Genomic DNA, 24,724 nt, shown 5'->3' on the forward strand with positions numbered 1-24,724 from the left:
AAGGGAATTGATACATTGCTATGTTGCTAAATCATCTAAAAGGAATTAAAACCAATGTTTATATAATTAAAACAAATCGATTTGTACCTTTGTTAAAAGACTTTTTTTGAAAAGTTACAATCAAAAAATACCTCTGGAAACTGACGATTACTCGCTTTATATAAAGCGAGAGGATTTGCTACATCCTCATGTTTCCGGTAATAAATTCCGAAAACTTTACTACAATTTGCAAAAGGCCAAAGAAGACAATTATTCTACTTTGTTAACTTTTGGTGGTGCTTTTTCTAATCATATACTAGCCGTAGCCGCTGCCGGTAAAGAAAACGGCATGAAAACGATTGGAATTATTCGCGGAGAAGAGCTTCGGGACAAAGTCTCATGCAATCCAACTCTCAATAAAGCCTGTGAATTCGGAATGGTTTTTGACTTCGTTTCAAGAGAAGATTATCGGAAAAAGAATGATGAAGCGTTTTTGCAAAGACTAAAGGAACAGTTTGGAGATTTTTTTTTGTTGCCCGAAGGCGGTACTAACAACTTAGCAGTCAAAGGATGTGAAGAGATTTTAGAGGAAATCGATGCTGATTTTGATTTCATCTGTTGCGCTGTTGGGACCGGTGGGACTATTTCAGGTATTATTAACAGTTCAAAAGTTAGTCAACAAGTTTTAGGATTTCCGGCGCTCAAAGGCGATTTTTTAAGCGAAGATATTTGTAAGTTTGTAACTCAATCCAATTGGCAATTGGTAACCGATTATCATTTTGGAGGTTATGCCAAAGTGACCAAGGAACTGATTGAATTTATCAATAATTTTTATCAAAAATTTCAAGTGCCTTTGGATCCTATTTATACCGGTAAAATGGCTTTCGGAGTTTTGGATTTAATCGAAAAAAAGAAATTTCCGAAAGGCTCCAAAATACTGATGATTCACACCGGAGGTTTGCAAGGAATTGCCGGAATGAATATTTTGTTAAAACAGAAAAACCAAATCGAAATAATTCTATGAGTAAAAAACTTTTTTTAGTTGGGCTTGTCCTTTTGATGGCAGCTTGTAATACCAGTCAGTCTGTGGTTAGGACCTCAAAATCCAATCAGCCAAAAACAAGTGAACCGGTAGCGCAAAGGGTTAAAAAACCTATTTACCGACCGGCAACTGCAAAAAGCGGCGGTGTTACGACCCAAAAATCAACATCGAATCCGGCTACTAATACTGCTTCTTCTGAAATTTTGGAAGCAACAACCCGTGTAAAAGTTACCACTGAAATGGTTTTGGCTTACATCGAAAAATACAAAAATATAGCTAAGGAGAATATGGTGAATACCGGAATTCCGGCCAGTATTACGTTGGGTCAAGCTATTTTGGAATCAGGTGCCGGAACAGGGCCGTTGAGTGTGCAAGCCAACAATCATTTCGGGATTAAATGCCACAAAGAGTGGACAGGGCCGAGTATCCGCTATACCGATGATGCAGAAAACGAATGTTTTCGTAAATATGAGGAACCTAGTGGTTCTTTTAAAGACCACTCTTATTTTTTAACCAGTCGACCGAGATATGCTTCATTATTCCAGTTGGGAAAAGACGATTACGCAGCTTGGGCTCGAGGTTTAAAAGCAGCGGGTTATGCTACCGATCCTAAATATCCGGAAAAACTGATTGGTTTGATTGAACGTTATCAATTGAGTAAATATGATGCAGAGGTATTAGGGAATGATTATATGGCTGTTGTTCCGCAAAAGGAAATCAGTTATACGGATGACTCCCAAAAATATACCGTAGTCAAAGGCGATACTTTGTATTCTATTTCTAAGCGATTTAATATTACAGTCGAAGAACTTAAAAGAAAGAATAATATGGTGGACAACACCTTATCGTTAGGGCAAACCATTATTGTAAAATAGCTTTATAATTTTAGATTTATTATGATATATCAAAGAAGCAGTCAGCTGTTTGCTGAAGCTGAAAAAGTAATACCCGGTGGAGTGAATTCTCCGGTAAGGGCTTTCAAAGGAGTAGGAGGAACGCCTCTTTTTGCTAAAAGTGCCAAAGGTGCCTATTTGTATGATGAAGATGATAATCGTTTGATTGATTATATCAATTCGTGGGGGCCGATGATTTTAGGTCACGCTTATCAACCTGTTGTAGATGCAGTGATTGAAAAAGCAAAAAAAGGTACTTCTTTCGGAATGCCAACCGAATTGGAAACCAAGATAGCCGAATTGGCCATTGCTATGGTGCCGAATATCGATAAGATTCGTTTTGTAAATTCGGGGACCGAAGCCTGTATGAGCGCCATTCGATTGGCCAGAGCTTATACCAAAAAAGATAAAATAATTAAGTTTTCAGGTTGCTATCATGGACATTCTGATTCTTTCCTGATTGCTGCCGGTAGTGGTTTGAGTACGTTTGGAGTGCCTAACAGTCCCGGTGTAACTCAAGGTACTGCTAAAGATACTTTACTGGCACATTATAATGATATCGAGAATGTGAAAGCATTGTTTGAAGCCAATCTTAACGAAATTGCGGCTGTTATTATTGAGCCTGTAGCAGGGAATATGGGTTGTGTGCCACCAAAAGAAGGATTTTTACAAGCCCTGAAAGAAGTGTGTCATAACCACAACGCTTTGTTGATTTTCGATGAAGTGATGACCGGTTTCCGTTTAGCTAAAGGAGGTGCGCAAGAGTTGTATGGTGTTAATGCTGATATTGCTTGTTTCGGAAAAGTTATTGGTGGTGGATTGCCGGTTGGTGCTTTTGCGGCTCGCGAGGAAATTATGAACTTTTTAGCGCCTTTAGGACCGGTTTATCAAGCCGGAACACTTTCGGGAAATCCTTTGGCTATGGCTGCCGGTTATGCTATGTTACAAGCCTTGAACAGTGATGTCGCTATCTACGATAGATTAGAGGCTAAAACGGCTTATTTGCACCAAGGTATTGAAAAAGTGTTGAAAGCAAACAATATCGTTTTTACGATTAACAGAGTTGGTTCTATGATTTCTGTTCATTTTGACGCTAATCCGGTAGTTGATTTTCAAACAGCCAAAAACGGTGATAATGATACTTTTAAAAAGTTTTTCCACGGGATGCTGCATGAAGGAGTTTACATAGCGCCTTCTGCTTATGAAACTTGGTTTATAACCGATGCGCTAACGTACGAAGATTTAGATATTACGATAGAAGCGGTTAACAAAGTAGCAAAGACCTTATAAATAAAAAACCTCTCATAACTGAGAGGTTTTTTTTATATTAAATCAATACTGATTAGTTGGTAATCAATTCTTTGAATAACTCTTTATTCTGTCTCAATTTGGTCATTTGATCATCAGTGATAGTTGCTGATATTTTCATTTCAATGATTCTTGATACTTCTGCTCTTCTTTCTTGAGATAGGGTTTTGTCTTCAAGCGTTCTGTGTTTTTGTTCGAATAATCTTTGGAAGTCAGCAGTTTGAGTATCGTTTAGACCTAAAAACTGAGATAAAGCCACAGCTTCTTTTTTAGCTTTCTCTGCAGAAGTCAGTTCTTTTTTCTCTTGGGCGTTTGCATTTATCGTAAAAGCTAACAGTAAGGTTAAAGCAGCAATAAATTTTTTCATTGTTTTAGTTGTTTAGAAGAATAATAGCTTCAAAACTAAATTATTTTGTTGAAACTTCAAAATTTATTTTAGTTATTCTTCTGGAGTTGGTTTTCCTTTACCTCTTTTTTCGGCCATTCGCTCTTTGAGTTTATCTTTACGTTCCTCGCGCAATTTTTCCCATTTGGCATATTGTTCCGGAGTCAGAATTTTTTTCATTTCTGCGCTGTGAGCTGCTTGTGCTTCTTTCATTTCCGCCTTCATAGCTTCTCTTTTTGCTTTTTTCTCCTCGGTCATTTCGGCTCTTTTGGCTTCTCTTTTTTCAACTTCTTTGGTCACTAAAGTGCGAACCTCCTTGGCCTGCTTTTCGTTCAAATCCAAGTCTTTCGTCATGCGTTTTACTTGAAGATCGACTTTTTCTTCTTTAGTCAAACGGTCGCCTTCCGGTCTTCTTTCTCTTTTTCCTTGTGCCCAAGTGGTTATGCCAACTAACAATAAAAGGGCTAAAAATAATTTTTTCATCTTTGTTACGTATTAGAATTATGTGCTTTTGACTTCTAACTTTGGATAAGGTTTAAGGGCTAACAAAATTTTATAAAAAAAGAGCTCAAATGAGCTCTTCTGTATTTAGTTTAAAACTACGGTTTTGTTGTCGCCGTCAACCACCACTTTGGTTAAGCCGTGTTTGGCTAATCCTTTCATAGCGGCGTCCCATTTTTTGCCGCTGAGTTGTGATTTCTCTTTTAAAGCACTCAAGGCTTGATTGTTTTCGACTTTTAATAAACCAATAATGATTTTCTCTTCTTCAGTCAATTCTAATTGTTTTTTCTCCGGACGCATTTGTGGGAAGAACAACACTTCTTGTATCGATTGATTGTTGGTTAAGAACATAATCAAACGGTCCATCCCAATGCCTAATCCTGAGGTTGGCGGCATGCCGTATTCTAACGCTCTCAAGAAATCATGGTCAATAAATTGTGTCGCTTCATCGTCGCCGCGCTCGGCCAATTTCAATTGGGCTTCAAAACGCTCTCTTTGGTCAATCGGATCATTCAATTCCGAATAAGCATTGGCGATTTCTTTTCCGCATACCATCAACTCGAAACGTTCGGTCAACTCCGGATTGTCACGGTGTTCTTTGCATAAAGGCGACATTTCTTTAGGGTAATCCGTGATGAAAGTCGGCTGAATAAAGTTGCCTTCACACTTAGCACCAAAAATCTCATCGATTAATTTGCCTTTACCCATCGTTTCATCTACTTCGATGCCCATATTTTTAGCGGCTTCAAATAACTCTGATTCACTTTTGCCGGAAATGTCAAAACCGGTAAATTGTTTGATAGCATCCGTCATCGTAACACGAGCATAAGGTGCTTTGAAATCTACTTTGTGTTCGCCAAAAGTCGTTTCGGTTGTGCCGTTTACTTGCAGTGCGCAATATTCCAATAACTGCTCTGTGAATGCCATCATCCAGTTGTAATCTTTGTAGGCTACATAGATTTCCATAGCGGTGAACTCCGGATTGTGCGTGCGATCCATTCCTTCGTTTCGGAAGTTTTTTGAAAATTCATAAACCCCGTCAAAACCGCCTACAATCAATCTTTTCAGATACAATTCGTTGGCAATTCTCATGTATAAAGGAATGTCTAGACTATTGTGGTGAGTGATAAACGGACGCGCTGCTGCACCACCGGCAATCGATTGCAATACCGGTGTTTCCACTTCCATATAACCGGCTGTGTTGAAAAAGCTTCGCATCGCATTGAACAACTTGGTTCTTTTGAGGAACACTTCTTTCACTTGCGGATTTACTACTAAATCTACATAACGCATACGGTAACGCAATTCCGGATCGGTAAAAGCGTCGAACACGTGACCTTCGTCGTCCATTTTTGGTAATGGTAGTGGTCGCAAAGTTTTACTCAAAAAGGTAAAATTGTTTACATGAATAGTTTTTTCGCCTACTTTAGTCAAAAACAATTCGCCTTCCACACCAATAAAGTCGCCCAAGTCGGTTAGTTTTCTAAAAACTTGATTGTATTTTGTTTTGTCTTCACCCGGACAAATTACGTCGCGGTTAAAATACAATTGAATGCGGCCTTCACTGTCTTGTAATTCCACAAAAGCCGCTTTTCCTTGGTCGCGTATGCTCATCAATCTTCCGGCAACTACTACCTTCTTACCTTCTTCAAAAGTTTCCTTAACCTGTTTAGACGTGTGGTCTACCGGGAATAAATCCGCAGGATAAGGGTTAATGCCTAAGTCGCGAAGGGCTTGAAGTTTTTCTCTTCTGATAATTTCTTGTTCCGAAAGTTGCATATACAAAGGTTTTTAAGCCCGCAAAGATAACGATAAGTGCTAAAGTATCAAAGTCTGGCCGTTTCAATTTTTTTGTTTTTGAGCAAAGCGCTCGGGCTTATTCGGGAGTCCGTTTTCCCGCTTTTCGTTTCAATCTTTTGTTGGGTCGCCCTTTGCAAAATCGAAGGACTTAGCTACAAACAAAAGGATTTTCACTGCAATCGGGGCTAAAAGATTAACGTCGAGTTAACTTGTAAACTTTGTAACTTTGCGTTTTTCAAATAAAATGAATAAAAATATACAATTACGCGACTTAGGGAACAAAGACTACAAAGAAACGTGGGATTATCAAGAAACCTTGTTTAAAGAAATCGTGGATGTTAAGTTGGAGAAACGAAACAATCCGCAATTGGTTACTCCGAACTTTTTTTTATTTGTAGAACATCCTCATGTTTATACACTTGGAAAAAGTGGAGATATTTCCAATTTATTATTGTCCGAAAAACAATTGGCCGCCAAAGGCGCTACTTTTTATAAAATCAACCGAGGCGGCGACATTACTTATCACGGTCCCGGACAAATTGTTGGCTATCCGATATTGGATTTGGAAAACTTTTTTACCGATATTCACAAGTATTTAAGGTTGTTGGAGGAAGTTATTATACTCACTTTAGCCGAATATAATATAATAGGTACAAGAAGCGAAGGAGAAACCGGTGTTTGGTTGGATGTAGGAACGCCTTTTGCTCGAAAAATTTGTGCTATGGGCGTAAGAGCCAGCCGCTGGGTTACCATGCATGGTTTTGCATTAAATGTCAATGCTGATTTGGGTTATTTTGATAACATTATTCCTTGTGGTATTCGCGGTAAAGCGGTTACTTCTATGCATGTTGAACTCGGACAAAAAGTAGACGAGCAAGAAGTGAAGGCTAAAATTCAGAAGCACTTTGCTGCTCTTTTTGAAGCAGCTTTTATTTAAAAATCCAATTTCAATTGTTCCGGCAATAATCGAAAAGACATTCGATGGTATTTGGTGGTGCCGTATTTTTTGATGGCTTCACGATGCTCTACAGTCGGATAACCTTTGTTTTTTTTCCAATTGTACATGGGAAACTCCTCGTGTATTTTATCCATATATTCATCGCGATAGGTTTTGGCTAAGACTGAAGCTGCGGCTATGCTAAGGTATTTGCTGTCGCCTTTTACAATAGTGGTGTATGGAATTTGATTTAAGGGTTTGAATCGGTTGCCATCCACAATTATGTATTCCGGAATGGGATTTAACTTCAAGATACTTTCTTGCATCGCTTTAATAGAAGCATTCAAAATGTTTATGTCATCTATCACTAAAGGGTCAAGATGAGTCACGGCAAATGAAATGGCTTCGGTTTCAATGATTGGTTTGAGTAGTGCTCTTGTTTTTTCAGAAAGTTGTTTGGAGTCGTTTAATAAATGCAAACTGAAATTTTTAGGTAAAATTATAGCGGCAGCTGTTACCGGTCCTGCTAGGCAACCCTTGCCGGCTTCGTCGGTGCCACATTCTATAAGAAAATCAGAATAATGATTTAATAACATTGTTTTTTTTTTAAGTAAAAATAAACAAACTCACGCAACCAATTTAAAATTCTTTCATCAACCATTTGTAGTGTTCTCAAACTCCTTAAATCAATTGGTTTGTCAATTGTTAAAAAAATATTATTCCGAAGTAATATTTGTTTATTTAAGAAATAATTAAGAAGTTTGCGAAATAACTAACTCAAATAAAATTAATATGAGATCGAAGTTCAAATGGATTTTTACGCTTTTATTGGCGTTTACAATGCAGTTTTCGTTTGCACAAGAGAAAACTGTTACTGGAGTTGTTTCAGATAAAACTGGACCACTTCCTGGTGCTAACATTATTGTTAAAGGCACTAAAAACAGCACCCAAACAGATTTTGACGGAAAGTTTTCCATCAAAGCAAAACAAGGTGATGTTTTGGTTGTTTCTTTTACAGGATACAGCACACAGTCAATCAGTGTAACTGCAGCAAGTAATTACACAGTAACCTTGACAGAGGGTGAAACCCTTAAAGAAGTTGTTATCGTTTCTGAGGGTTATAACCGTGCAAGAACGAAAGCGACTACAACGTCTGCTTTGACAACAGTAACTGCAGAAGTTATTGAAAACAGACCTAATGCTTCCTTCTTGAATTCATTGCAAGGAACTGCTCCCGGAGCATCAATTTTATCGTCTTCAGGTTCTCCTGGTTCGGCAAAAATTGATTTGTTAATTAGAGGTGCTTCTTCTTTGAATGCTTCAACAGACCCTTTGATTGTAATTGATGGTGTTCCTACTAATGGGAATCAGTTCAGAAGTTTGAACCAAAATGATATTGAAACTGTATCGATTTTGAGAGATGCTGCTGCAACATCAATCTATGGTAACCGTGGAGCAAACGGGGTTTTAGTTATTACAACTAAACAAGGTAAATACGGTTCTGCATTAAAAATTACCTATGATGCTGTTACTGGTGTGAATGTTTTGCCGAAAAACAAATACAATATGTCTAATTCAAGACAAGTATTGACTATTGAGAAAAACAAAAACACAGGTTTAGGAGCTACTTTAACTGATGCTGAAATTGCGGCTTACGATGTGAATACTAATTGGAGAGAAGAATTTTTTGGTGTAGATGTTACCCAACAACACAACTTAGGGTTGACTTTTGGTGGAGAAAATATTTCTACTTACTCTTCTTTTGGTTATTTCAAGCAAGGTGGTATGGTGCCAACTACAGATTTCCAAAGATTTACTTTCAGAAATAATATCAATGGTAAGTCTAACAATGGTAAATTTACTTACAACTCTCAATTGTCATTGGCTTACTCAAGAAGAAATGAGTTGAACCAAGAAACTAATGATGGTGTAAACAACAATACTATTCAAAATCCATTGCACGGTGCTACTATGGGTCTTCCTTATGTAGCTGCTAACCAATTTGCAACAGGTCAAGATTTGTACGATGAAATCGGTACAGATTTCTCAGGGCCTAATGATACTTATGTATTGGAAGATATTCTTAAAAAGAATAGTTTGCCAAGTTGGGCTGACGAAAGTGCTATTCTGGCTAACATTTCAGCTTCATACAAGTTAACTAAAGATTTGACTTTGTCAAATAGATTTGGTATTGACTTCAAACAAAATGACAGAGTATTTGCAAGAGCACCATGGTCATATTTGGCTATTGCAGTACGCGAGAGTAGAGGTGAAGAATTTGGTGGGTTTGAACGTATTTCTCAATCTAAAGACTTTACTTTTACTAACATTGTAAGCTTAGGTTATTCTAAGAAAATTAAGGAATTGCACAGAATTGATGCAAACGTTTATATGGAGTACATGAAGTCTCATTTCAGATCTTCTACACAAACACAAAATGGTTTGAATCCATTGACTTATGCTCCTGGAGCAGGTACAGGTTATATTGCTTTCAATCCAGCAAATCCTAACTCTTATGCGCCTACAATTGGTGCTTCTAAGATTGACGCAGGAACTTTGTCATACTTTGCAACTTTAGATTATGATTACAATGATAAGTACGGTTTTGGAGCAGTAATCAGAAGAGATGCTACTTACCGTTTTGTTGATGATTTCAAATGGGGAACTTTCTGGTCTGTTTCAGGTAGATGGAACATAGACAAAGAGAAGTTTATGGAAGGTTCAACTTTCTCTATGTTGAAATTACGTGCTTCTTACGGTACTCAAGGGAATCAAAACATTATTGCTCCGGGATATGGAACTAATCCATTGTTATTAGGAACAAGTATTGTACGTGATTTAAATGCTACTGGAGCTGGTTACAACAATGATCCTGGTATTTTTGTTTCAAACATTGCAAATACATCTTTGCGTTGGGAAGAAATTTCTCAAGCTAACATTGGTTTAGACTTCATTTTATTAAACAACAGAATTGAAGGTAACATTGATGTCTACAGAAAACAAACTGAAAAATTATACAGTGATATTACACGTTCTGCTTCAACCAGTCTTTATTCTCAAACCGGTAATAACGGTGGTTTAAGAAATAGTGGTGTTGAGTTACAGTTGAAATATAATGTATTTAAAAACAAAGAGCTTGACTTACAGCTTTTTGCTAACATGGCATACAACAAAAATGAAATCACTTCTTTGTTAGAAACTGATCAGTCTGGAAATGCTACTGTAAACCTTGTTGGTCAAATGGCTAACCAATGGAATTTGATTCCTTACGTTGGTGTAAACCAAGCAAATGGTAATTTATTATTCTTGGATGCTGACGGTAATGTAACCGAAAACCCAGATTTAGTAGCAGATAGAAGATTAACAGGTAAGAGTTATATTCCGGTTTACCAAGGAGGTTTCGGATTTAATTCTACTTACAAAGGGTTCTTCTTAAATACTTTATTCTCTTGGACTAAAGATTCTTGGAGAGTTGATAATCAGTTGGCTTGGGCTTACAACGTAGACTTTATCGGTGACGACAACGTTTCTTCAGATTTATTGAACGCTTGGACTGCTGCTAATCCTACTAATTTCCCTGCATTAAATGCTACCAATGGTTCAACTTATGGTTCAACTGATACAGATAGATTTTTATATGATTCATCATTCTTGAGATTTAAAAACTTAACTTTTGGTTACAACTTCCCTTCTGCATTCTTGAAAGGTACTTTTATCCAAAGTTTGCGTTTATACGTTCAAGGTGAGAACTTGTATACTTGGACAAAATGGAGAGGTTTCGATCCTGAAAACACTCAATTATTAAGTGTTACAGCTTTCCCTAATCCAAAGACTGTTTCTTTTGGTGCAAGTATCAGATTTTAATTAAAAAAAATATAATTTTATGAAAAGTATAAAGAGTTTAATAATAATATTGGGATTGATATTTTCTGTATCATCTTGTAATGATGCCACAGATATTATTCAAGACGGTGAGTTAGGAAATGGCAACACTTTCAGAACAGTTAATGACTTGGCTCAGTTTCTCAATGGTTCTGTTTATTCCAGTTTAGGGAATACTAATGAGATTATGATATCTGCGTCTTTTACAGACGAGTGTGGTATCGGTCCTAACAATGGTGGACAAGAATTAGAGTTACACCGTTTTAACCTTAACCAAACAACTGGTTATGTTTCAGGAATGTGGATTGGTCATTATACTGTAATCAACAGGGTAAACAGATTGATTGAAGCTTCTGCTTTAATCACTCCAAATGCCGCTGTAGATGTTGAAGTTGAGCCGGGAGTTTTTATCTCTGAGGTAGATTATTACAATGCGATTTTAGCTGAGGCTAGAGCGGTTAGAGCTTACTCTTACTTCCAATTATTATCCTATTTCTCAACTGATTTATCAGATGATAGTGCTTTAGGAGTAATGTTGTTTGATTATGTTCCTGCTATTGATGAAAAATTACCAAGATCTACTAACGGTGAGGTATTTGCTTTGATCGAAAGCGACTTGGCTTTTGCTGATTCAAATATTTACAATAGAACTACTGCATCAGGATATAAGTATGCAAGTAGTAATATGATTGCTGCTTTACGCGCAAGAATGTATTTGTACAGAAAAAATTATACTTTAGCTAAACAATACGCTCAACAAGTTGTTACTAGTTCAGGTCTTTCATTAACATTAGCTACTCCGTATGTTGCTGCTAATTTCTACAACGAGACTACAACAACTAATCCTTACAGAAGAATCTGGGCTGATTTAAGCCAAGGTGAAGTGCTTTTTGCTTTATCTAGACCAACTGGAGGTTCTTGGGGTAACATTGCAGCTAACTTCTTCTTTAATACTACTTCAGCTACCGGTGGTGCTTACTTAGATATGGGTAGAAACTTATTCAATGAGTTAAGAGAAGTTAATGGTGATATCCGTGGTTTAGCTTTTGTTGATCCTACATCTTTAATTGATGCCTCTTATTTAACAAATCCGGCATACAATACATCTGATGTTTTGGTAATCGATAAATACCCAGGTAAACCAACTCAGCCATTAAGAAGTGATATTAAAATCTTCAGATTGTCTGAAATGTACTTTATCTTAGCTGAGTGTGCTGTTGCAGAAAACCAATTGGCTACTGCAGCTGGATATATCAAAAACATCCGTGATGCAAGAAACCGCTTATCAGCTCAACCACTTCCTTCTTATGCAGACCAACAACAAGCTTGGGCAGATATCTTAAAAGAAAGAAGAAAAGAGTTGTGTTTTGAAGGTCACAGATATATGGATATCAAACGTTTAGGTGTTGCGGCTAACAAAAGTATCGACAGAAATATTACTGACGATTTGATTTTGTCTTTACCAACTACTATTCCTAATAATGATCACAGATTTACTTTGCCAATTCCTCAAGATGAAATTGCTGGTAATCCTACTATTCAACAAAATCCAGGATACAATTAAAAATAAAAAACTATGAAAAAAATTAAATTATTAAGCTTATTGTCGCTTTTCATGGTGGCAACTTTTACAAGCTGTACCGATGATGACAAAGGGGAAAGAGTTTACAAAGGTGCTTCCTTATTGAACTTCCACAAAGGTGTTTCTAGAGACGTTTTTGTTTTCTCAGGTACTGGTTTTACTGAAATCAATATTGATTATGGTGTTTTGAAGCCTGTCGCAGGCGATAATACAGTATCATTAGTTCTTGATACTGAAAACTCAACTGCTGTTGAAGGTGTGGATTTCGAAATTGTTGACGGTTCTGACGAGTTGACAGATGGTGAAATCACTGGTCAATTTACAGTAAGATTTTTAGAAGGTGGTGCTGTGCAAACAGGTAAGATTGCTAAATTTAAAATGTCTTCTTCAACACTTGACAACGCTACATTTAATGAAGTATATACTGTTAATGTAAGTTTGTCATGTCCTATCAACACTTTTGTTGGTGACTTTGATGCTACATCATGGTGGTTGGGTAGTTCAACTCATACTGTAGCTGAGGGTGTTGATCCAAACACTATCCAGATTAATGATTTTTGGTCTGATAATGCTACAGCTCCTAACTTCATCTTGTCTTACAATGATGCTTATGTTGTAACTTTTGCGCCTCAAAATACTGGTTATTTTGTAGCACAATACAATGGTTACATTTGGGCTAGAATGTCAACTGACGCTACTCAAGTATCTTCTTTCAACCCATGTACAAGAACTATGAAGGTTTATGTAAATTATTACATTCCTAATGTTGGTTCTTACGGAAACAAAGAAGAAGTGTTTACCGGAATCTAATCTTTAGATTTTTATAATTTATACAAGAAAAAATCCTAACTTTGTTAGGGTTTTTTTTTATCTAATTTTTTATATGCTATGAAAAATACAATTAAAATTGGTTTTTTTCTTTTAATATCTGTCACTTTTGGCTTTTCTCAATCGCAACAACAAAGACAAGAGATTATCAAAAATACGGATGTTACCACTCTGAAATCACTTTCTGAGCAGTTTAACTTTGAATATTTCAAACGAAAGGAACGAATTGAAGCTTATTTGTCCTCTCATCCTTCTGCTAAAAAAGTTTATTATGTTAATGGTGCTAAGAGAGAAATGTATGATGTAATAAATAATTCTGAGGTATTGTACTATTCTACCTCTAATTTTAACGCTGCCAGAACTGCCAGAGCCGACCGTTTGTACTCTGGGGGTGCTATGGGACTAAATATCGAAGGTCAAGGAATGTATGCCTATGTTTGGGATGGCGGTTCTGCACGTAATACGCATGTTGAGTTTCCTAATAATAAGGTTTTTATATTGGATGGCTCAACTTTCGAAGACCATGCTACCCACGTTACAGGCACAATTGTGGCTCAGGGAATTACTGCCAACTTAAGAGGATTGGCCTTTAATGCCAGTGCTTATTCATCTGACTGGGATAATGATTATGCAGAAATGACTGATCAGGCAGCTAACGGGATGTTGGTTTCCAATCATTCTTATTTTATAGGGGCTGTTCAAAGTACACCTTGGAATTTTGGGGCTTATGATTCAAGAGCAAGACAATTAGACCAAATTACATTTGCAGCGCCTTACTATCTACCTGTAACTTCAGCCGGTAATGATCGAAGTGATTATGAAGATGCTATAATTGGACCTTATTTGAATCAAAAATTTGGTTACAACTTAGTAAGAGGGATGCACAATGCAAAGAATATTTTAACGGTTGGTGCTGTTAATCAAGTACTCAATTATGTTGACGCCAATAGTGTTGTCATGTCTTCTTTTAGTAGTTGGGGACCTTCTGACGACGGTAGAATTAAGCCTGAGATAGTTACTAAAGGTGTCTCTGTAAGATCTACCATGTCAAATTCAGATACTGCCAGTGGCATAATGCAAGGGACTTCTATGGCATCGCCTGGTATTACAGGAGTTTCGTTGTTATTACAACAATACTATGAGTCTTTATTTTCAACCTACATGAGAGCTGCTACTCTCAAAGGTCTAATTTTGCACACGGCTGACGAAGCGGGTTACTACACCGGGCCTGATTATGAATATGGTTGGGGATTAGTTAATGCTCAAGCAGCTGCTACTGTAATTCAAAAGCACCAACAACAGAATGCAGTTATATATGAATTGCAATTAGCGACCGGTCAAAGTTATACTATTGATGTTGCTTCAACTGGTACAGCGCCTTTGATGGCTTCAATATCTTGGACTGACCCTGCAGGTGTGGCCAATACATCTAATGCTATTGATCCAACTAATCTCAATTTGGTTAACGACTTAGATATAAGAGTAACACAAGGAACTAATACCTACTTTCCTTGGACCTTAAATCCTGCTGCTCCTTATGATGAACCTGTTAGAACCGCAGATAACTTCAGAGATAACTTTGAAAAAGTCCAAGTAGATAATCCAAGTGGTGTTTACACTATTACGGTTACCCACAAAAACAGCATTTCTAATGGACCTCAAAAATTCTCGTTAATCGTTTCATCAGGTAACAATATTACACTCTCAAATAATGAGTTTTCAGCCGATAACAGTCAGATTATGGTTTATCCAAACCCAGCTAACTCGGTTTTGAATATCGGTACTAAATCGTTGTTGAATTTACAAGAAGTAACCATCATTGATATTTCCGGGAAAGAAGTATACAAAAGAGTAAATTCACTTTCTTCGGAAAGTATCGACGTTTCTTCATTGGCTTCAGGAGTATACTTTGTAAACTTTAAGTCGGATTACGGTGTAACTACCAAAAAATTCATCAAAGAATAACTTCAATTCACTTTTGATATGCGAAACCATCCTAGATATAGGATGGTTTTTTTATGATTTTATTACCAATACTTTTGTGTATTTTTGTCCCGAAAATTATTCCAATGCGCTATCTTTTATTTATAGTTTTTTTACTTTCAATCCAATCTGTTTCTTCCCAAAGAGACAGAAGTGCTAAGCTCGGTACACTGGACCAAAATGTTAAACCAACCTCCAGAAATACTTCTGTTAAAGATACCTCCGCCACTAAGGAAGTGAAAAAGGCACCCTATGATTTTTACAGAATTATAAGCCTGCAAAAAGACACTACCTACGTTGATACTTCGTTAACTATCAAAAAGGAGTACGAATACAATTACCTGCGTAAAGATATTTTCGGTTTGTTGCCTTTTGCCAATGAAGGTCAAACCTACACCGTTTTAGATTACGGATTGAAAAAATTTGCGGCTTACCCTGAATTGGGGCATTCCGGAAAACATTTTAATTACCTGCAAATAGACGATATTAAGTATTACTCTGTTGCCACGCCGATAACCGAGTTGTACTTCAAAACCGTAATGGAGCAAGGACAATCTGTAGACGCGTTCATTACTGTAAATACCTCAGAACGCTTCAATATGTCAGTCGCTTTTAAAGGCTTGCGTTCGTTAGGGAAATACATCAACCAATTGTCGAGTACCGGAAACTTCCGCTTCACTACCAGCTACAATACACTCAATAAAAGATATTACCTTAATTTTCATTTCACCGGTCAGGATTTTTCAAACGGTGAAAACGGTGGAATTACAACGCTCGAGGATTTCGAAAGTGAAGATCCGGCCTTCCAAAACCGAGCCCGATTAGAAGTATACCTGAAAGATGCCAAGTCATTCATGAAAGGAAAAAGGTATTTCTTCGACCATAATTTCCGAATCAACACCAAAAAAGGCAATAATAATTTGTACCTGACACATCAATTTACCTATGAAACTAAGTTTTTTGAATACAATCAAAAAACACTGGCTTCAACAGTAGGGAATACGCAAATACTGCATTTTGGCGAAGCCTATGTTTCCGGTGGTATCAACGATCAAAGTCGCTACAACCGCATGCACAATAAAGTCGGCGCCATCTACGAGAATGCCTTATTAGGGAAGTTCCAATTCTTCGCCGAAGATTACCGATTCAACTACTTTTATGATAAAGTACTGATTTTGGATTCCGGTATTATTCCCGGTTCTTTAAGCGATGAAATCAACACCGTTGGCGGTCAATACGAATACCGCAAAAACAAATGGAATGGCGTTTTTACCTATTCTAATTCCATTTCCAATCAATCGCTTACCAACTTCAACGCCCAACTCAAATACCAAATCAACGCCAAAAACGAGCTGCAGTTCCAATACCAAATGCTCAATAAAATTCCCGATCATCTCTACAACTTGCACCAAAGCAGTTTTATCGGTTACAATTGGTACTATGATTTCAAAAACGAAAAAATCAACAATCTGGAAGTGATGGCCAAAACCCAATGGTTCAATGCGGCCATGCAAATCAGTTCGCTTAACGATTACTTGTTTTTTAGCAATGATGCTACCGATCCGCAACAGCAAATTGTTACCCCGAAACAATACGATAAAACCATCAATTATTTGTCGGTTAAAGTCAGCCGCGAATTCAAATGGTGGAAATTGGCGCTCGATAACACCGTTTTATACCAACAAGTAGACCAAGAAGACGATGTGCTCAATGTGCCGCAAATCGTAACCCGAAACTCTTTGTATTACACCGATTATTTTTTCAAAAAAGCGCTGTACCTGCAAACCGGTTTTACCTTCAATTATTTTACAAAATATTACGCCAACGATTACAATCCGATCTTGGCCGAAGCCTTCGTGCAAAACACCCGAGAAATAGGGGAGTTTCCTATGGTCGATTTCTTTGTCAACGCCCGAATCCGTCAAACGCGCATTTTCTTTAAAGTAGAGCATTTGAATTCTCGCATGACCGGTAATACTTTCTATACCGCGCCCAACTATCCGTACCGCGATTTTATGATTCGCTTCGGTTTAGTATGGAACTTCTTCCAGTAATTTTTTTTGGGCGTGTTACCGCGCTGTCCACTGTATCTTTTGTCTCGTTTACCAACGAAACAAAAGGATGCCGTTCCCATCCCGCACGCAAACGATTTCGAATTAAGGTGCTTCAAACTTGCAAACCTTCTTTTTATCAATATCTTTGTAACCTAAATTTAAAGCTCAGCTACTCAGCTACTCAAAAATGAACTACGCAGAAAATATACTAGGCACTATTGGCCACACGCCTTTAGTAAAATTGAATAAAGTGGTGAAAGGCATCGACGCCTTGGTTTTGGCCAAAGTAGAAACCTTCAATCCCGGAAACTCTACCAAAGACCGCATGGCGCTTAAAATGGTAGAAGATGCCGAGGCTGATGGCCGACTAAAACCTGGTGGAACCATTATCGAAGGAACTTCCGGAAATACCGGTATGGGCTTAGCCTTAGCCGCAATTGTAAAAGGATACAAATGTATTTTTGTAATCACCGACAAACAATCGAAAGAAAAAATGGACATCCTTCGTGCCGTTGGCGCTAAAGTAATCGTTTGTCCAACCGATGTAGAACCAACTGACCCGCGTTCGTACTATTCTGTTTCGAAAAGATTGAGTACCGAAATTCCTAATTCTTGGTACGTAAACCAATACGATAATCCAAGCAATGCACTAGCACATTACCAACAAACCGGTCCTGAGATTTGGGAACAAACCGATGGTAAAGTAACTCATTTTGTTGTAGGCGTTGGAACCGGCGGAACCATTTCCGGCATCGGAAAATATTTAAAAGAGCAAAACCCGAATGTGAAAGTTTGGGGCATTGATACCTACGGTTCAGTATTCAAAAAATACCACGAAACAGGTATCTTCGATGAAAACGAAATCTACTCTTATATCACTGAAGGCATCGGGGAAGACATCTTGCCTAAAAACGTTGACTTCTCAGTTATCGATGGGTTTACCAAAGTAACCGATAAAGACGCCGCAGTTTATACTCGTAAAATTGCTTTGGAAGAAGGGATTTTTGTTGGGAATTCAGCCGGTGCTTGTGTCAAAGGTTTGCACCAATTGAAAGAGCATTTCGGTCCGAATGATGTTGTAGTAGTGCTTTTCCACGATAGCGGAAGCCGTTATGTGGGGAAAATGTTCAACGACGACTGGATGCGCGAAAGAGGTTTCTTAGAAGAAGAAATCACCAAAGCAGAAGACGTAATCAAAGACCACAAAGACAAACCATTGGTCATAGTACGTACGGAAGAATTAGTATCACACGCCATCGAACGTTTGAAAAAATACAACATCTCTCAAATTCCGGTAATCGATACCACCGGTTTTGTGGGTAGCATAGACGAAACCGATTTGTTCCGTAGCTATATCGAAGACAAAAATATAGCCGATAAGCCTATCAAAGAAATCATGGGAAAACCGTATCCGATTGTCAATGCCAATGCGCCGGTTGAAGAGATTTCTAAACTCATCAATAAAGACAACCAAGCGGTATTGGTCGATTTAGGCAACGGAAAACACCATATTATTACCAAACACGATATTATTAGTTCTATTAAATAGGTTAAAGGGACTAGGGATAAGTCAAAAGTAAGAGTCAAGGTTTAGATACTATAAGTTTTAATCTTGACTCTTTTTTACTTATCCCTTTTTACTTATCCCTTATCCCTAGAATTACTCTCCAATCAAAAGCCCGGAAATATTCCAGGAACTAAAACTGCCACCTTCCGGCAAACCTTGAGGAATGCTAACTTTTAAAGTATGATTTCCGGCCGGTAAATCACCTAAATCAATAAAGATTGGATTGGTAACTGTTCCCGGACACCAGTTAGAGCGACTATAATCAGAAGACGACAAACCATTGCCAAAATTCCCCGAAGCCGGATTTGATAAGCGATACGAACCGCAATCTTGTCGCCAAGGGGTAAATCCAAAAGTTTCTTTCCCATTCAAATAAATGGTATTCTTTTTCGGCACAAACTCATCGCCGTTTTCCCAACCGCCGTGACCGGTAGTGATATAACGCAATTTGATATTTTTCATCGGTTGGTCAAGGGTAAAACTGACTTCCAACCCTTTTTCGTTGTTGAACATAGTGCCGTATTCTTGTCCGGCCATTTCCATAATATTGTTGGTGCAAAACAAAGGTACAATTCGAGTAGGTTTGGCCTTCGATTCGCCTTCGGAATGGATGGTGATATTCGCGGATACTTTATGACCGCCTTTGTCGTAATTCCCAATGTTGATGCCAATCCAAACTTCTTTACCACTCAACAAAGGCAGCAAGTCGGAGATATCCTGCCGGTACAAAACGTTTTCTGCCCAAGTTTTGTCTTTCTGTTCCAAATAATTGTATTGCTTCACACCGAAAGGCGTAAAAAAGCGCATCAATTCCACCACCGGATTGTACTGCTCGGTAGCCACTACGCCTTGGTATTCTTTGCCGTTTCCGTTCGTGTAAATTGGTAGTGTTTTGGCGCCGTTCTGTAAACCGTCTAAGTAGGACAGGGCTTTGTCGGTCGGAATCATAAATAAGGAGCCCGTTCTGTCGTAAGCATCTCCGTTAGATTGTTCGGTAACATCAGCAAAAATCTGGCTGCCGATTGTAATTTCAGGAAATTTCATTTTTCGCACCGCTATGGTTCCGTTGGCAAAACGCAAAATAGTATCATTTGATTTCGATTCGCTTGAAAAGTTAATCACTTGGTCTTTAAAAATAGGGATGGTGGTGAATCGGCTTTTCCAGAGTAAATCTTTGTAGGTTATTAAATCGAAGTTTTTCTTCGGTAAAACAAAGCCCGGAAATGTTTTAGGCTTTTCTATTTTTGTTGCTGTAACGGCATAATTCCCATTGCGGACCATTTCCAATACTAATCCGAGGTTCTGTCCTAAAACAGTTGGTGCACCTTTACAATTTAATTCATCTGTATACCAAAATTCTATAGTATTCGAATTGATGATGGTTTTGGCTTTTTTACAGTTATATCCTAAGATTTTTTTCGTTTCGTCCAAGTATTCAAAAGTTTGTTTTGTTAAGGCCACACTATCAGTGGCGCTAATGTTGTTTCCAATTTCCAAATGAGCTATTTGAACTATTGTATTCGTGTCTTTAAATACAACAATTTCCTCGTTGGGATAAGAGGCTGTTCGATTTACAATGCTCTCGGAAGTGATGTGTGTGCTTTTAGGATGTACAAATACCCAAATGGGATCTTGGTCTTGAATAGGTTTGCCATTAGAGTTTTTGAGGTAAGTAATTTTGTAATGCTGTGAAAAAATAGTTCCTGAAGCAAACAGCAAAAAGGTAAAAAGTAAATTTTTCATTACAAATATTTTTATTATAAAGTAAAATTCTTACTTTAGTTAAAAATTTGAGGTTATGAGAGAAGATTTTCTTCATTATATCTGGCAATATAAGAAGTTTGATTTTTCTAACCTAACCACGGTTTCGGGAGAAGCAATAACGGTTGTCCATACCGGTCAGTATTTACAACAAGCCGGGCCTGATTTTTTCAACGCTCAAATTATAATTGGGAATCAAAAATGGGCCGGCAATGTAGAAATTCATGTCAAGTCATCTGATTGGTATTTGCACCAACATGAACAAGACAATCAGTACAACAATGTTATATTACACGTAGTTTGGGAACATGATGTGCCTATTTTCAGAAATGACAATTCGGTTATTCCGACGGTTTCGCTTAAAAGTTTTGTGTCGAAAGCTGTCTTGCAACAGTATTTAGCATTAGCCACGCCCAAATCCTGGATTTTTTGCGAAAGCCAAATTCGGTTAACTGATACTTTTGTTTTGAAAAATTGGTTGGAGCGGTTGTTCTTTGAACGATTAGAAAGCAAAGCTGTTCCGATAAAAATTTTATTAACTGCCACCAACAACGATTGGGAAGCGGTATTGTTTTATAGCTTGGCCAAAAACTTCGGACTGAATACCAATGGAGAAATTTTTTTCAAAGCACTTCAGTCGATTCCGTTTTCGGTTATTCGAAAAGAAAGTTTTGAAGTTCAAAACCTGGAAGCGTTGTTTTTTAGTCAGCTGGATTTGCTGTCAGAGACTGCAGAAGATGCTTATGCGAAGGATTTGCGGGGTAGGACATCTTATCTCACACAAAAATATCGCTTGAAAAAAACTTGGGTTGAACCCGTTCAGTTTTTCCAACATCGTCCTGATAATTTTCCAACCATTCGATTGGCGCAATTGGCCATGTTGTATCATTTGCAGCAAAATTTGTTTGCTAAAATTATAGCGGCTGCATCGATGAACGATTTGTATGAGTTACTTAATTCAGGCGTTTCTGCTTATTGGGAAAATCACTATCAATTGGATAAAGTCAGTCCAGCCAAAAAAAAGCGCTTGTCCAAAAGCTTTATTGATTTGCTGGTTATGAATACCATAGTTCCGCTTCAATTTGCCTATGCGGAAAGTCTGGGAAAAGAAATTTCGGAATCACTGGTACAACTCCTGCAAACAATACCGCCGGAAAAGAATATTGTCATTGAAAAGTTTGCTAATTTTGGCATTACTGCCGAAAGTGCTTTTGAAACCCAATCGCTTTTGCAACTAAAGAACAATTATTGCAGTAAAGGCAGGTGTTTGCAGTGTGCTGTCGGAGTACATCTTTTAAAGGAGTAATGAATAATAATTTCAAAAGCTTACCCAAACAATAATTATAACCCAATGAGGTAAAAAAATACAATACAATGTCACCCATCATCCAACTCAAATATTTCTTTGAAAAACACGGTTTTCACGTTTCTTCACGCTTGGCCGATAAATTAGGTATGCGGGCTTCCAATGTGCGCCTGTTTTTTATTTATATCTCATTTGTAACAGCCGGTTTGGGTTTTGGGATTTACTTAACCTTAGCTTTTTGGCTCAAATTGAAAGATTTGATTCGGGGTAAAAGAACCTCAGTTTTTGATTTATAACGTATGCGGCAATCTAATTCCATTTGGGCAACTCTTTCACACTATTCGAAAAGCCAGCGAATCGGAATTATTTTGCTCTTTGGACTCATAGTGCTTTGTCAAAGTTTTTATGTGATTCACGATTTTAAATCCGAGGAGTTGAATACTGCAGAAGCCCGGAAATGGCTGGCTCATCAGTCGGTGGTGGATAGTTTGAAGTCGCAGTCTTATAACGTAAAGCCGACTATTTATCCGTTCAATCCTAATTTTATAACCGATTTTAAAGGCTATAAGCTCGGGATGTCAGTAGCGGAAATTGATCGATTATTGGCCTACCGAAAGCAAAACAAGTTTGTCAATTCAGCCGCAGAATTCCAAGCGGTCACCAAGGTTTCTGATTCGTTGCTCAACGCCATATCGCCCTATTTTAAGTTCCCGGATTGGGTGAATAACAAAAAAGAGTATACTACTTCAATCGCTAAACCAACATTTAACAAGCCTGAAAAGATAGTTGTTGTTGATATCAATCAAGCTACTAAAGCAGATTTGATGAAAGTCTACGGTATAGGAGATAAGATTTCAGATCGTATTTTGGAGTATAAAAATAAGCTCGGTGCTTTTGTATCGATGGAACAACTCGATGATGTTTGGGGTTTGTCGCCCGAAGTTATTGCCAAACTCAACCAAAACTTTGAGGTAAAATCCACTGCAGGCATTCAGAAAATTAACATTAACAACGCTTCAATCAAAGAGTTATCACATTTTCCGTTTTTCAAGTATGCTTTGGCCAAAGAAATAGTCGTTTTTCGCAGTATGAATGGCGATATCAAAACTGAGGATTTGTCAAAAATTAAAGGATTTCCTGTCGATAAAATAAAAATAATTGCTTTATATTTGGAATTCTAAAAAAATAGCTAAGAAAAACAGTTTTATTTACTATGAATTCAACATACTTTACGGAAGAGCACGAGTTGTTCAGGAAGAGTTTGCAAGATTTTTTGCAAAAAGAGGTGGTACCACACATTGAAAAATGGGAAAAGACCGGAACAATTGAACGTTTTATTTGGAAGAAGTTTGGAGATATGGGCTTTTTCGGGTTGACTTACCCTGAAGCTTACGGCGGGATGAATTTGGATTTGTTTTACACCGTAGTGTTTTTAGAAGAACTTCAAAAAATAAAATCGTCGGGTTTTGCGGCTGCCATGTGGGCGCATGCTTATTTGGCCATGACGCATTTGAATGCGGAAGGCGATGAGAGAATCAAACAAGATTATTTAGCGCCCAGTATAGCCGGTGATAAAATCGGAGCCTTATGTTTGACTGAGCCTTTTGGCGGAAGCGATGTGGCCGGAATGCGAACTACGGCAGTAAAAAATGGCGATAAATATGTGATTAACGGTTCTAAAACCTTTATCACTAATGGTGTTTATGCGGATTACTATGTAGTGGCTGCGAAAACCAGTCCGGAGTTAGGAAACAAAGGCATCAGTATATTTTTAGTAGACACAGCCACTAAAGGTATCAATGCTACCAAATTGGATAAATTGGGTTGGAGAGCTTCCGATACGGCAGAAATTTCTTTTGACAATGTGGAAATTCCTGTGGCCAACTTAATGGGAGAAGAAGGGAAAGGTTTCCCGTATATCATGCAACACTTTGCTTTGGAACGATTGATTATGGCGATTAATGCCCACGCTCGAGCGGAATATGCTATCAATTATACTTTAGAATATATGTCGCAACGCGAAGCTTTCGGTAGATCTATTGATAAGTTCCAAGCCTTACGTCATGCCATGGTAGATAATGCAACTGAAGTAGAGCACTGTAAAATTTTCAATTATGCGGCAGTCGCTAGATTGAATCAAGGAGAATATGTGGTTAAAGAAGCGACCATGGCCAAGTTAAAATCGACTAAAGTGGCCGATGAAGTGATTTACAGTTGCTTGCAAATGTTGGGCGGTTATGGTTATATGGAAGAATATCCGTTGGCGCGCTTGTTAAGGGACAGTCGTTTAGGGCCGATTGGCGGCGGAACTTCTGAAATCTTGAGAGAGATTTTGTCTAAATTGATTATAGACAATAAAAGCTATCAGCCGGCGGTTAAATAATGAGAAATAAGGGATTAGGGAAAAGGGATAAGTTGAAATGACTTTTTACTTATCCCTTTTGTCTTTTCACTTGTTCCTTACTTTCGCGTGAGGGATGGAAGAGGAAATCCTTTTACGCAGTAAAAGATTGCAACGTACAGCCCGACGGTGGCTGTGTGAATGGTTTCTATTCAAGATGATGGCTGTAGGCACCGGCACGCCCAAAAAATAATTTACAATTTATCATTGCTTCGCCTATTTCCAAAACAAATTGAAATTTGTTTGTTCGAGTCAAAATTATTGTTACTTTTGCACCCACTAAATGAGAGGAGGTGTCTAAATTATGTTGATTATACCAATTAAAGACGGAGAAAACATTGATAGAGCATTAAAGCGCTACAAGAGAAAATTCGATAAAACCGGAACTGTAAGACAACTTAGAGCGCGTCAGGCGTTTACTAAGCCATCAGTAGTGAGAAGAGCACAAATTCAAAAAGCTGCTTATATTCAAACATTGAGAGACAATTTAGAAGGATAAGTTAATTTCCTGATAA

General features: G+C 37.8%; 20 protein-coding genes. 15 read left to right on the top strand and 5 right to left on the bottom strand.

Translation table 11 applies throughout. From position 1 onward, the window contains the following. Positions 1-106: 106 nt before the first annotated feature. From SK086_RS05060 to hemL, 3 genes are read left to right on the top strand one after another with little or no spacing between them, the layout of a single operon-like run. Entirely contained in the window at positions 107-1,003 is an 897-nt protein-coding gene (locus SK086_RS05060; protein WP_324690236.1) for a 1-aminocyclopropane-1-carboxylate deaminase/D-cysteine desulfhydrase, read from the top strand. Beyond that, on the top strand, positions 1,000-1,896 hold the full coding sequence (locus tag SK086_RS05065; protein WP_324690237.1) for a glucosaminidase domain-containing protein: 897 nt from the start codon (positions 1,000-1,002) through the stop codon (positions 1,894-1,896). The genes SK086_RS05060 and SK086_RS05065 overlap by 4 nt, the downstream gene beginning before the upstream one ends. Before the next feature lie 21 nt (positions 1,897-1,917). Then, entirely contained in the window at positions 1,918-3,204 is a 1,287-nt protein-coding gene (hemL, locus tag SK086_RS05070; RefSeq protein ID WP_324690239.1) for a glutamate-1-semialdehyde 2,1-aminomutase, read from the top strand. A 52-nt stretch (positions 3,205-3,256) separates the two neighbouring features. On the opposite strand, the gene SK086_RS05075 is transcribed toward hemL, so the two are convergent. The 3 genes from SK086_RS05075 to lysS form a co-directional block, all read right to left on the bottom strand. After that, positions 3,257-3,589, bottom strand: a complete 333-nt coding sequence (locus SK086_RS05075) for a hypothetical protein (RefSeq protein ID WP_324690240.1) — start codon at positions 3,587-3,589, stop codon at positions 3,257-3,259. A gap of 72 nt (positions 3,590-3,661) precedes the next feature. Beyond that, positions 3,662-4,090, bottom strand: coding sequence for a hypothetical protein (locus SK086_RS05080; RefSeq protein ID WP_324690241.1), 429 nt, complete (start codon positions 4,088-4,090; stop codon positions 3,662-3,664). 105 nt (positions 4,091-4,195) lie between these two features. Next, positions 4,196-5,887 carry a lysine--tRNA ligase gene (gene lysS / locus SK086_RS05085; protein ID WP_324690243.1) on the bottom strand — a complete coding sequence of 564 codons (1,692 nt, stop codon included), beginning with the start codon at positions 5,885-5,887 and terminating at the stop codon, positions 4,196-4,198. Between the two features lie 265 nt (positions 5,888-6,152). Between lysS and lipB the strand changes: the two genes are divergently transcribed. Next, positions 6,153-6,845: a lipoyl(octanoyl) transferase LipB gene (gene lipB, locus SK086_RS05090; RefSeq protein ID WP_324690245.1), complete on the top strand. Its 693-nt coding sequence runs from the start codon at positions 6,153-6,155 to the stop codon at positions 6,843-6,845. Here the strand turns inward: lipB and SK086_RS05095 are convergent. Beyond that, the gene (locus tag SK086_RS05095) at positions 6,842-7,441 is read right to left on the bottom strand and encodes a ribonuclease HII (RefSeq protein WP_324690247.1); all 600 of its coding nucleotides are present in this window, start codon (positions 7,439-7,441) and stop codon (positions 6,842-6,844) included. The genes lipB and SK086_RS05095 overlap by 4 nt on opposite strands. Positions 7,442-7,637: 196 nt before the next feature. Between SK086_RS05095 and SK086_RS05100 the strand changes: the two genes are divergently transcribed. From SK086_RS05100 to SK086_RS05125, 6 genes are all read left to right on the top strand, one after another. Further along, entirely contained in the window at positions 7,638-10,709 is a 3,072-nt protein-coding gene (locus tag SK086_RS05100; RefSeq protein WP_324690248.1) for a SusC/RagA family TonB-linked outer membrane protein, read from the top strand. A 19-nt stretch (positions 10,710-10,728) separates the two neighbouring features. Further along, positions 10,729-12,291, top strand: coding sequence for a RagB/SusD family nutrient uptake outer membrane protein (locus SK086_RS05105; protein WP_324690250.1), 1,563 nt, complete (start codon positions 10,729-10,731; stop codon positions 12,289-12,291). Between the two features lie 12 nt (positions 12,292-12,303). Then, the gene (locus tag SK086_RS05110; protein ID WP_324690251.1) at positions 12,304-13,119 is read left to right on the top strand and encodes a hypothetical protein; all 816 of its coding nucleotides are present in this window, start codon (positions 12,304-12,306) and stop codon (positions 13,117-13,119) included. A gap of 78 nt (positions 13,120-13,197) precedes the next feature. Continuing rightward, a complete protein-coding gene (locus tag SK086_RS05115) occupies positions 13,198-15,102 on the top strand; it encodes a S8 family serine peptidase (protein ID WP_324690252.1) in 1,905 nt (634 codons plus the stop codon). 104 nt (positions 15,103-15,206) lie between these two features. Then, positions 15,207-17,174 (top strand): putative porin, encoded by a 1,968-nt coding sequence (locus SK086_RS05120; protein ID WP_324690254.1) that lies wholly within the window; start codon positions 15,207-15,209, stop codon positions 17,172-17,174. A gap of 187 nt (positions 17,175-17,361) precedes the next feature. After that, the gene (locus SK086_RS05125; protein WP_324690255.1) at positions 17,362-18,723 is read left to right on the top strand and encodes a pyridoxal-phosphate dependent enzyme; all 1,362 of its coding nucleotides are present in this window, start codon (positions 17,362-17,364) and stop codon (positions 18,721-18,723) included. A 111-nt stretch (positions 18,724-18,834) separates the two neighbouring features. On the opposite strand, the gene SK086_RS05130 is transcribed toward SK086_RS05125, so the two are convergent. Continuing rightward, complete coding sequence (locus SK086_RS05130) at positions 18,835-20,484, bottom strand: GLPGLI family protein (RefSeq protein ID WP_324690257.1); 1,650 nt, start codon at positions 20,482-20,484, stop codon at positions 18,835-18,837. Positions 20,485-20,539: 55 nt separating this feature from the next. Between SK086_RS05130 and SK086_RS05135 the strand changes: the two genes are divergently transcribed. The 5 genes from SK086_RS05135 (at position 20,540) to rpsU (ending at position 24,708) form a co-directional block, all read left to right on the top strand. Beyond that, positions 20,540-21,808 carry a DUF2851 family protein gene (locus tag SK086_RS05135; RefSeq protein ID WP_324690258.1) on the top strand — a complete coding sequence of 423 codons (1,269 nt, stop codon included), beginning with the start codon at positions 20,540-20,542 and terminating at the stop codon, positions 21,806-21,808. 68 nt (positions 21,809-21,876) lie between these two features. Then, entirely contained in the window at positions 21,877-22,104 is a 228-nt protein-coding gene (locus tag SK086_RS05140; RefSeq protein ID WP_290875149.1) for a PspC domain-containing protein, read from the top strand. A 3-nt stretch (positions 22,105-22,107) separates the two neighbouring features. Further along, positions 22,108-22,989, top strand: coding sequence for a ComEA family DNA-binding protein (locus tag SK086_RS05145; RefSeq protein ID WP_324690260.1), 882 nt, complete (start codon positions 22,108-22,110; stop codon positions 22,987-22,989). Positions 22,990-23,021: 32 nt separating this feature from the next. Next, positions 23,022-24,191: an acyl-CoA dehydrogenase family protein gene (locus SK086_RS05150; protein WP_324690261.1), complete on the top strand. Its 1,170-nt coding sequence runs from the start codon at positions 23,022-23,024 to the stop codon at positions 24,189-24,191. Positions 24,192-24,513: 322 nt separating this feature from the next. Next, positions 24,514-24,708, top strand: a complete 195-nt coding sequence (gene rpsU / locus SK086_RS05155; protein ID WP_290875143.1) for a 30S ribosomal protein S21 — start codon at positions 24,514-24,516, stop codon at positions 24,706-24,708. Positions 24,709-24,724 lie beyond the last annotated feature (16 nt).

The sequence above is a fragment of the Flavobacterium cheonhonense genome, from assembly GCF_035671315.1.
GTDB classification, from domain to species: Bacteria; Bacteroidota; Bacteroidia; order Flavobacteriales; family Flavobacteriaceae; genus Flavobacterium; species Flavobacterium cheonhonense.

Bases quoted from the DNA above. Each gene is read 5' to 3' on its own strand.
- SK086_RS05065 (WP_324690237.1), top strand. From the start codon at position 1,000: ATGAGTAAAAAACTTTTTTTAGTTGGGCTTGTCCTTTTGATGGCAGCT.
- hemL (WP_324690239.1), top strand. From the start codon at position 1,918: ATGATATATCAAAGAAGCAGTCAGCTGTTTGCTGAAGCTGAAAAAGTA.
- SK086_RS05075 (WP_324690240.1), bottom strand. From the start codon at position 3,589: ATGAAAAAATTTATTGCTGCTTTAACCTTACTGTTAGCTTTTACGATA.
- SK086_RS05080 (WP_324690241.1), bottom strand. From the start codon at position 4,090: ATGAAAAAATTATTTTTAGCCCTTTTATTGTTAGTTGGCATAACCACT.
- lysS (WP_324690243.1), bottom strand. From the start codon at position 5,887: ATGCAACTTTCGGAACAAGAAATTATCAGAAGAGAAAAACTTCAAGCC.
- lipB (WP_324690245.1), top strand. From the start codon at position 6,153: ATGAATAAAAATATACAATTACGCGACTTAGGGAACAAAGACTACAAA.
- SK086_RS05095 (WP_324690247.1), bottom strand. From the start codon at position 7,441: ATGTTATTAAATCATTATTCTGATTTTCTTATAGAATGTGGCACCGAC.
- SK086_RS05100 (WP_324690248.1), top strand. From the start codon at position 7,638: ATGAGATCGAAGTTCAAATGGATTTTTACGCTTTTATTGGCGTTTACA.
- SK086_RS05105 (WP_324690250.1), top strand. From the start codon at position 10,729: ATGAAAAGTATAAAGAGTTTAATAATAATATTGGGATTGATATTTTCT.
- SK086_RS05110 (WP_324690251.1), top strand. From the start codon at position 12,304: ATGAAAAAAATTAAATTATTAAGCTTATTGTCGCTTTTCATGGTGGCA.
- SK086_RS05115 (WP_324690252.1), top strand. From the start codon at position 13,198: ATGAAAAATACAATTAAAATTGGTTTTTTTCTTTTAATATCTGTCACT.
- SK086_RS05120 (WP_324690254.1), top strand. From the start codon at position 15,207: ATGCGCTATCTTTTATTTATAGTTTTTTTACTTTCAATCCAATCTGTT.
- SK086_RS05125 (WP_324690255.1), top strand. From the start codon at position 17,362: ATGAACTACGCAGAAAATATACTAGGCACTATTGGCCACACGCCTTTA.
- SK086_RS05130 (WP_324690257.1), bottom strand. From the start codon at position 20,484: ATGAAAAATTTACTTTTTACCTTTTTGCTGTTTGCTTCAGGAACTATT.
- SK086_RS05135 (WP_324690258.1), top strand. From the start codon at position 20,540: ATGAGAGAAGATTTTCTTCATTATATCTGGCAATATAAGAAGTTTGAT.
- SK086_RS05140 (WP_290875149.1), top strand. From the start codon at position 21,877: ATGTCACCCATCATCCAACTCAAATATTTCTTTGAAAAACACGGTTTT.
- SK086_RS05145 (WP_324690260.1), top strand. From the start codon at position 22,108: ATGCGGCAATCTAATTCCATTTGGGCAACTCTTTCACACTATTCGAAA.
- SK086_RS05150 (WP_324690261.1), top strand. From the start codon at position 23,022: ATGAATTCAACATACTTTACGGAAGAGCACGAGTTGTTCAGGAAGAGT.
- rpsU (WP_290875143.1), top strand. From the start codon at position 24,514: ATGTTGATTATACCAATTAAAGACGGAGAAAACATTGATAGAGCATTA.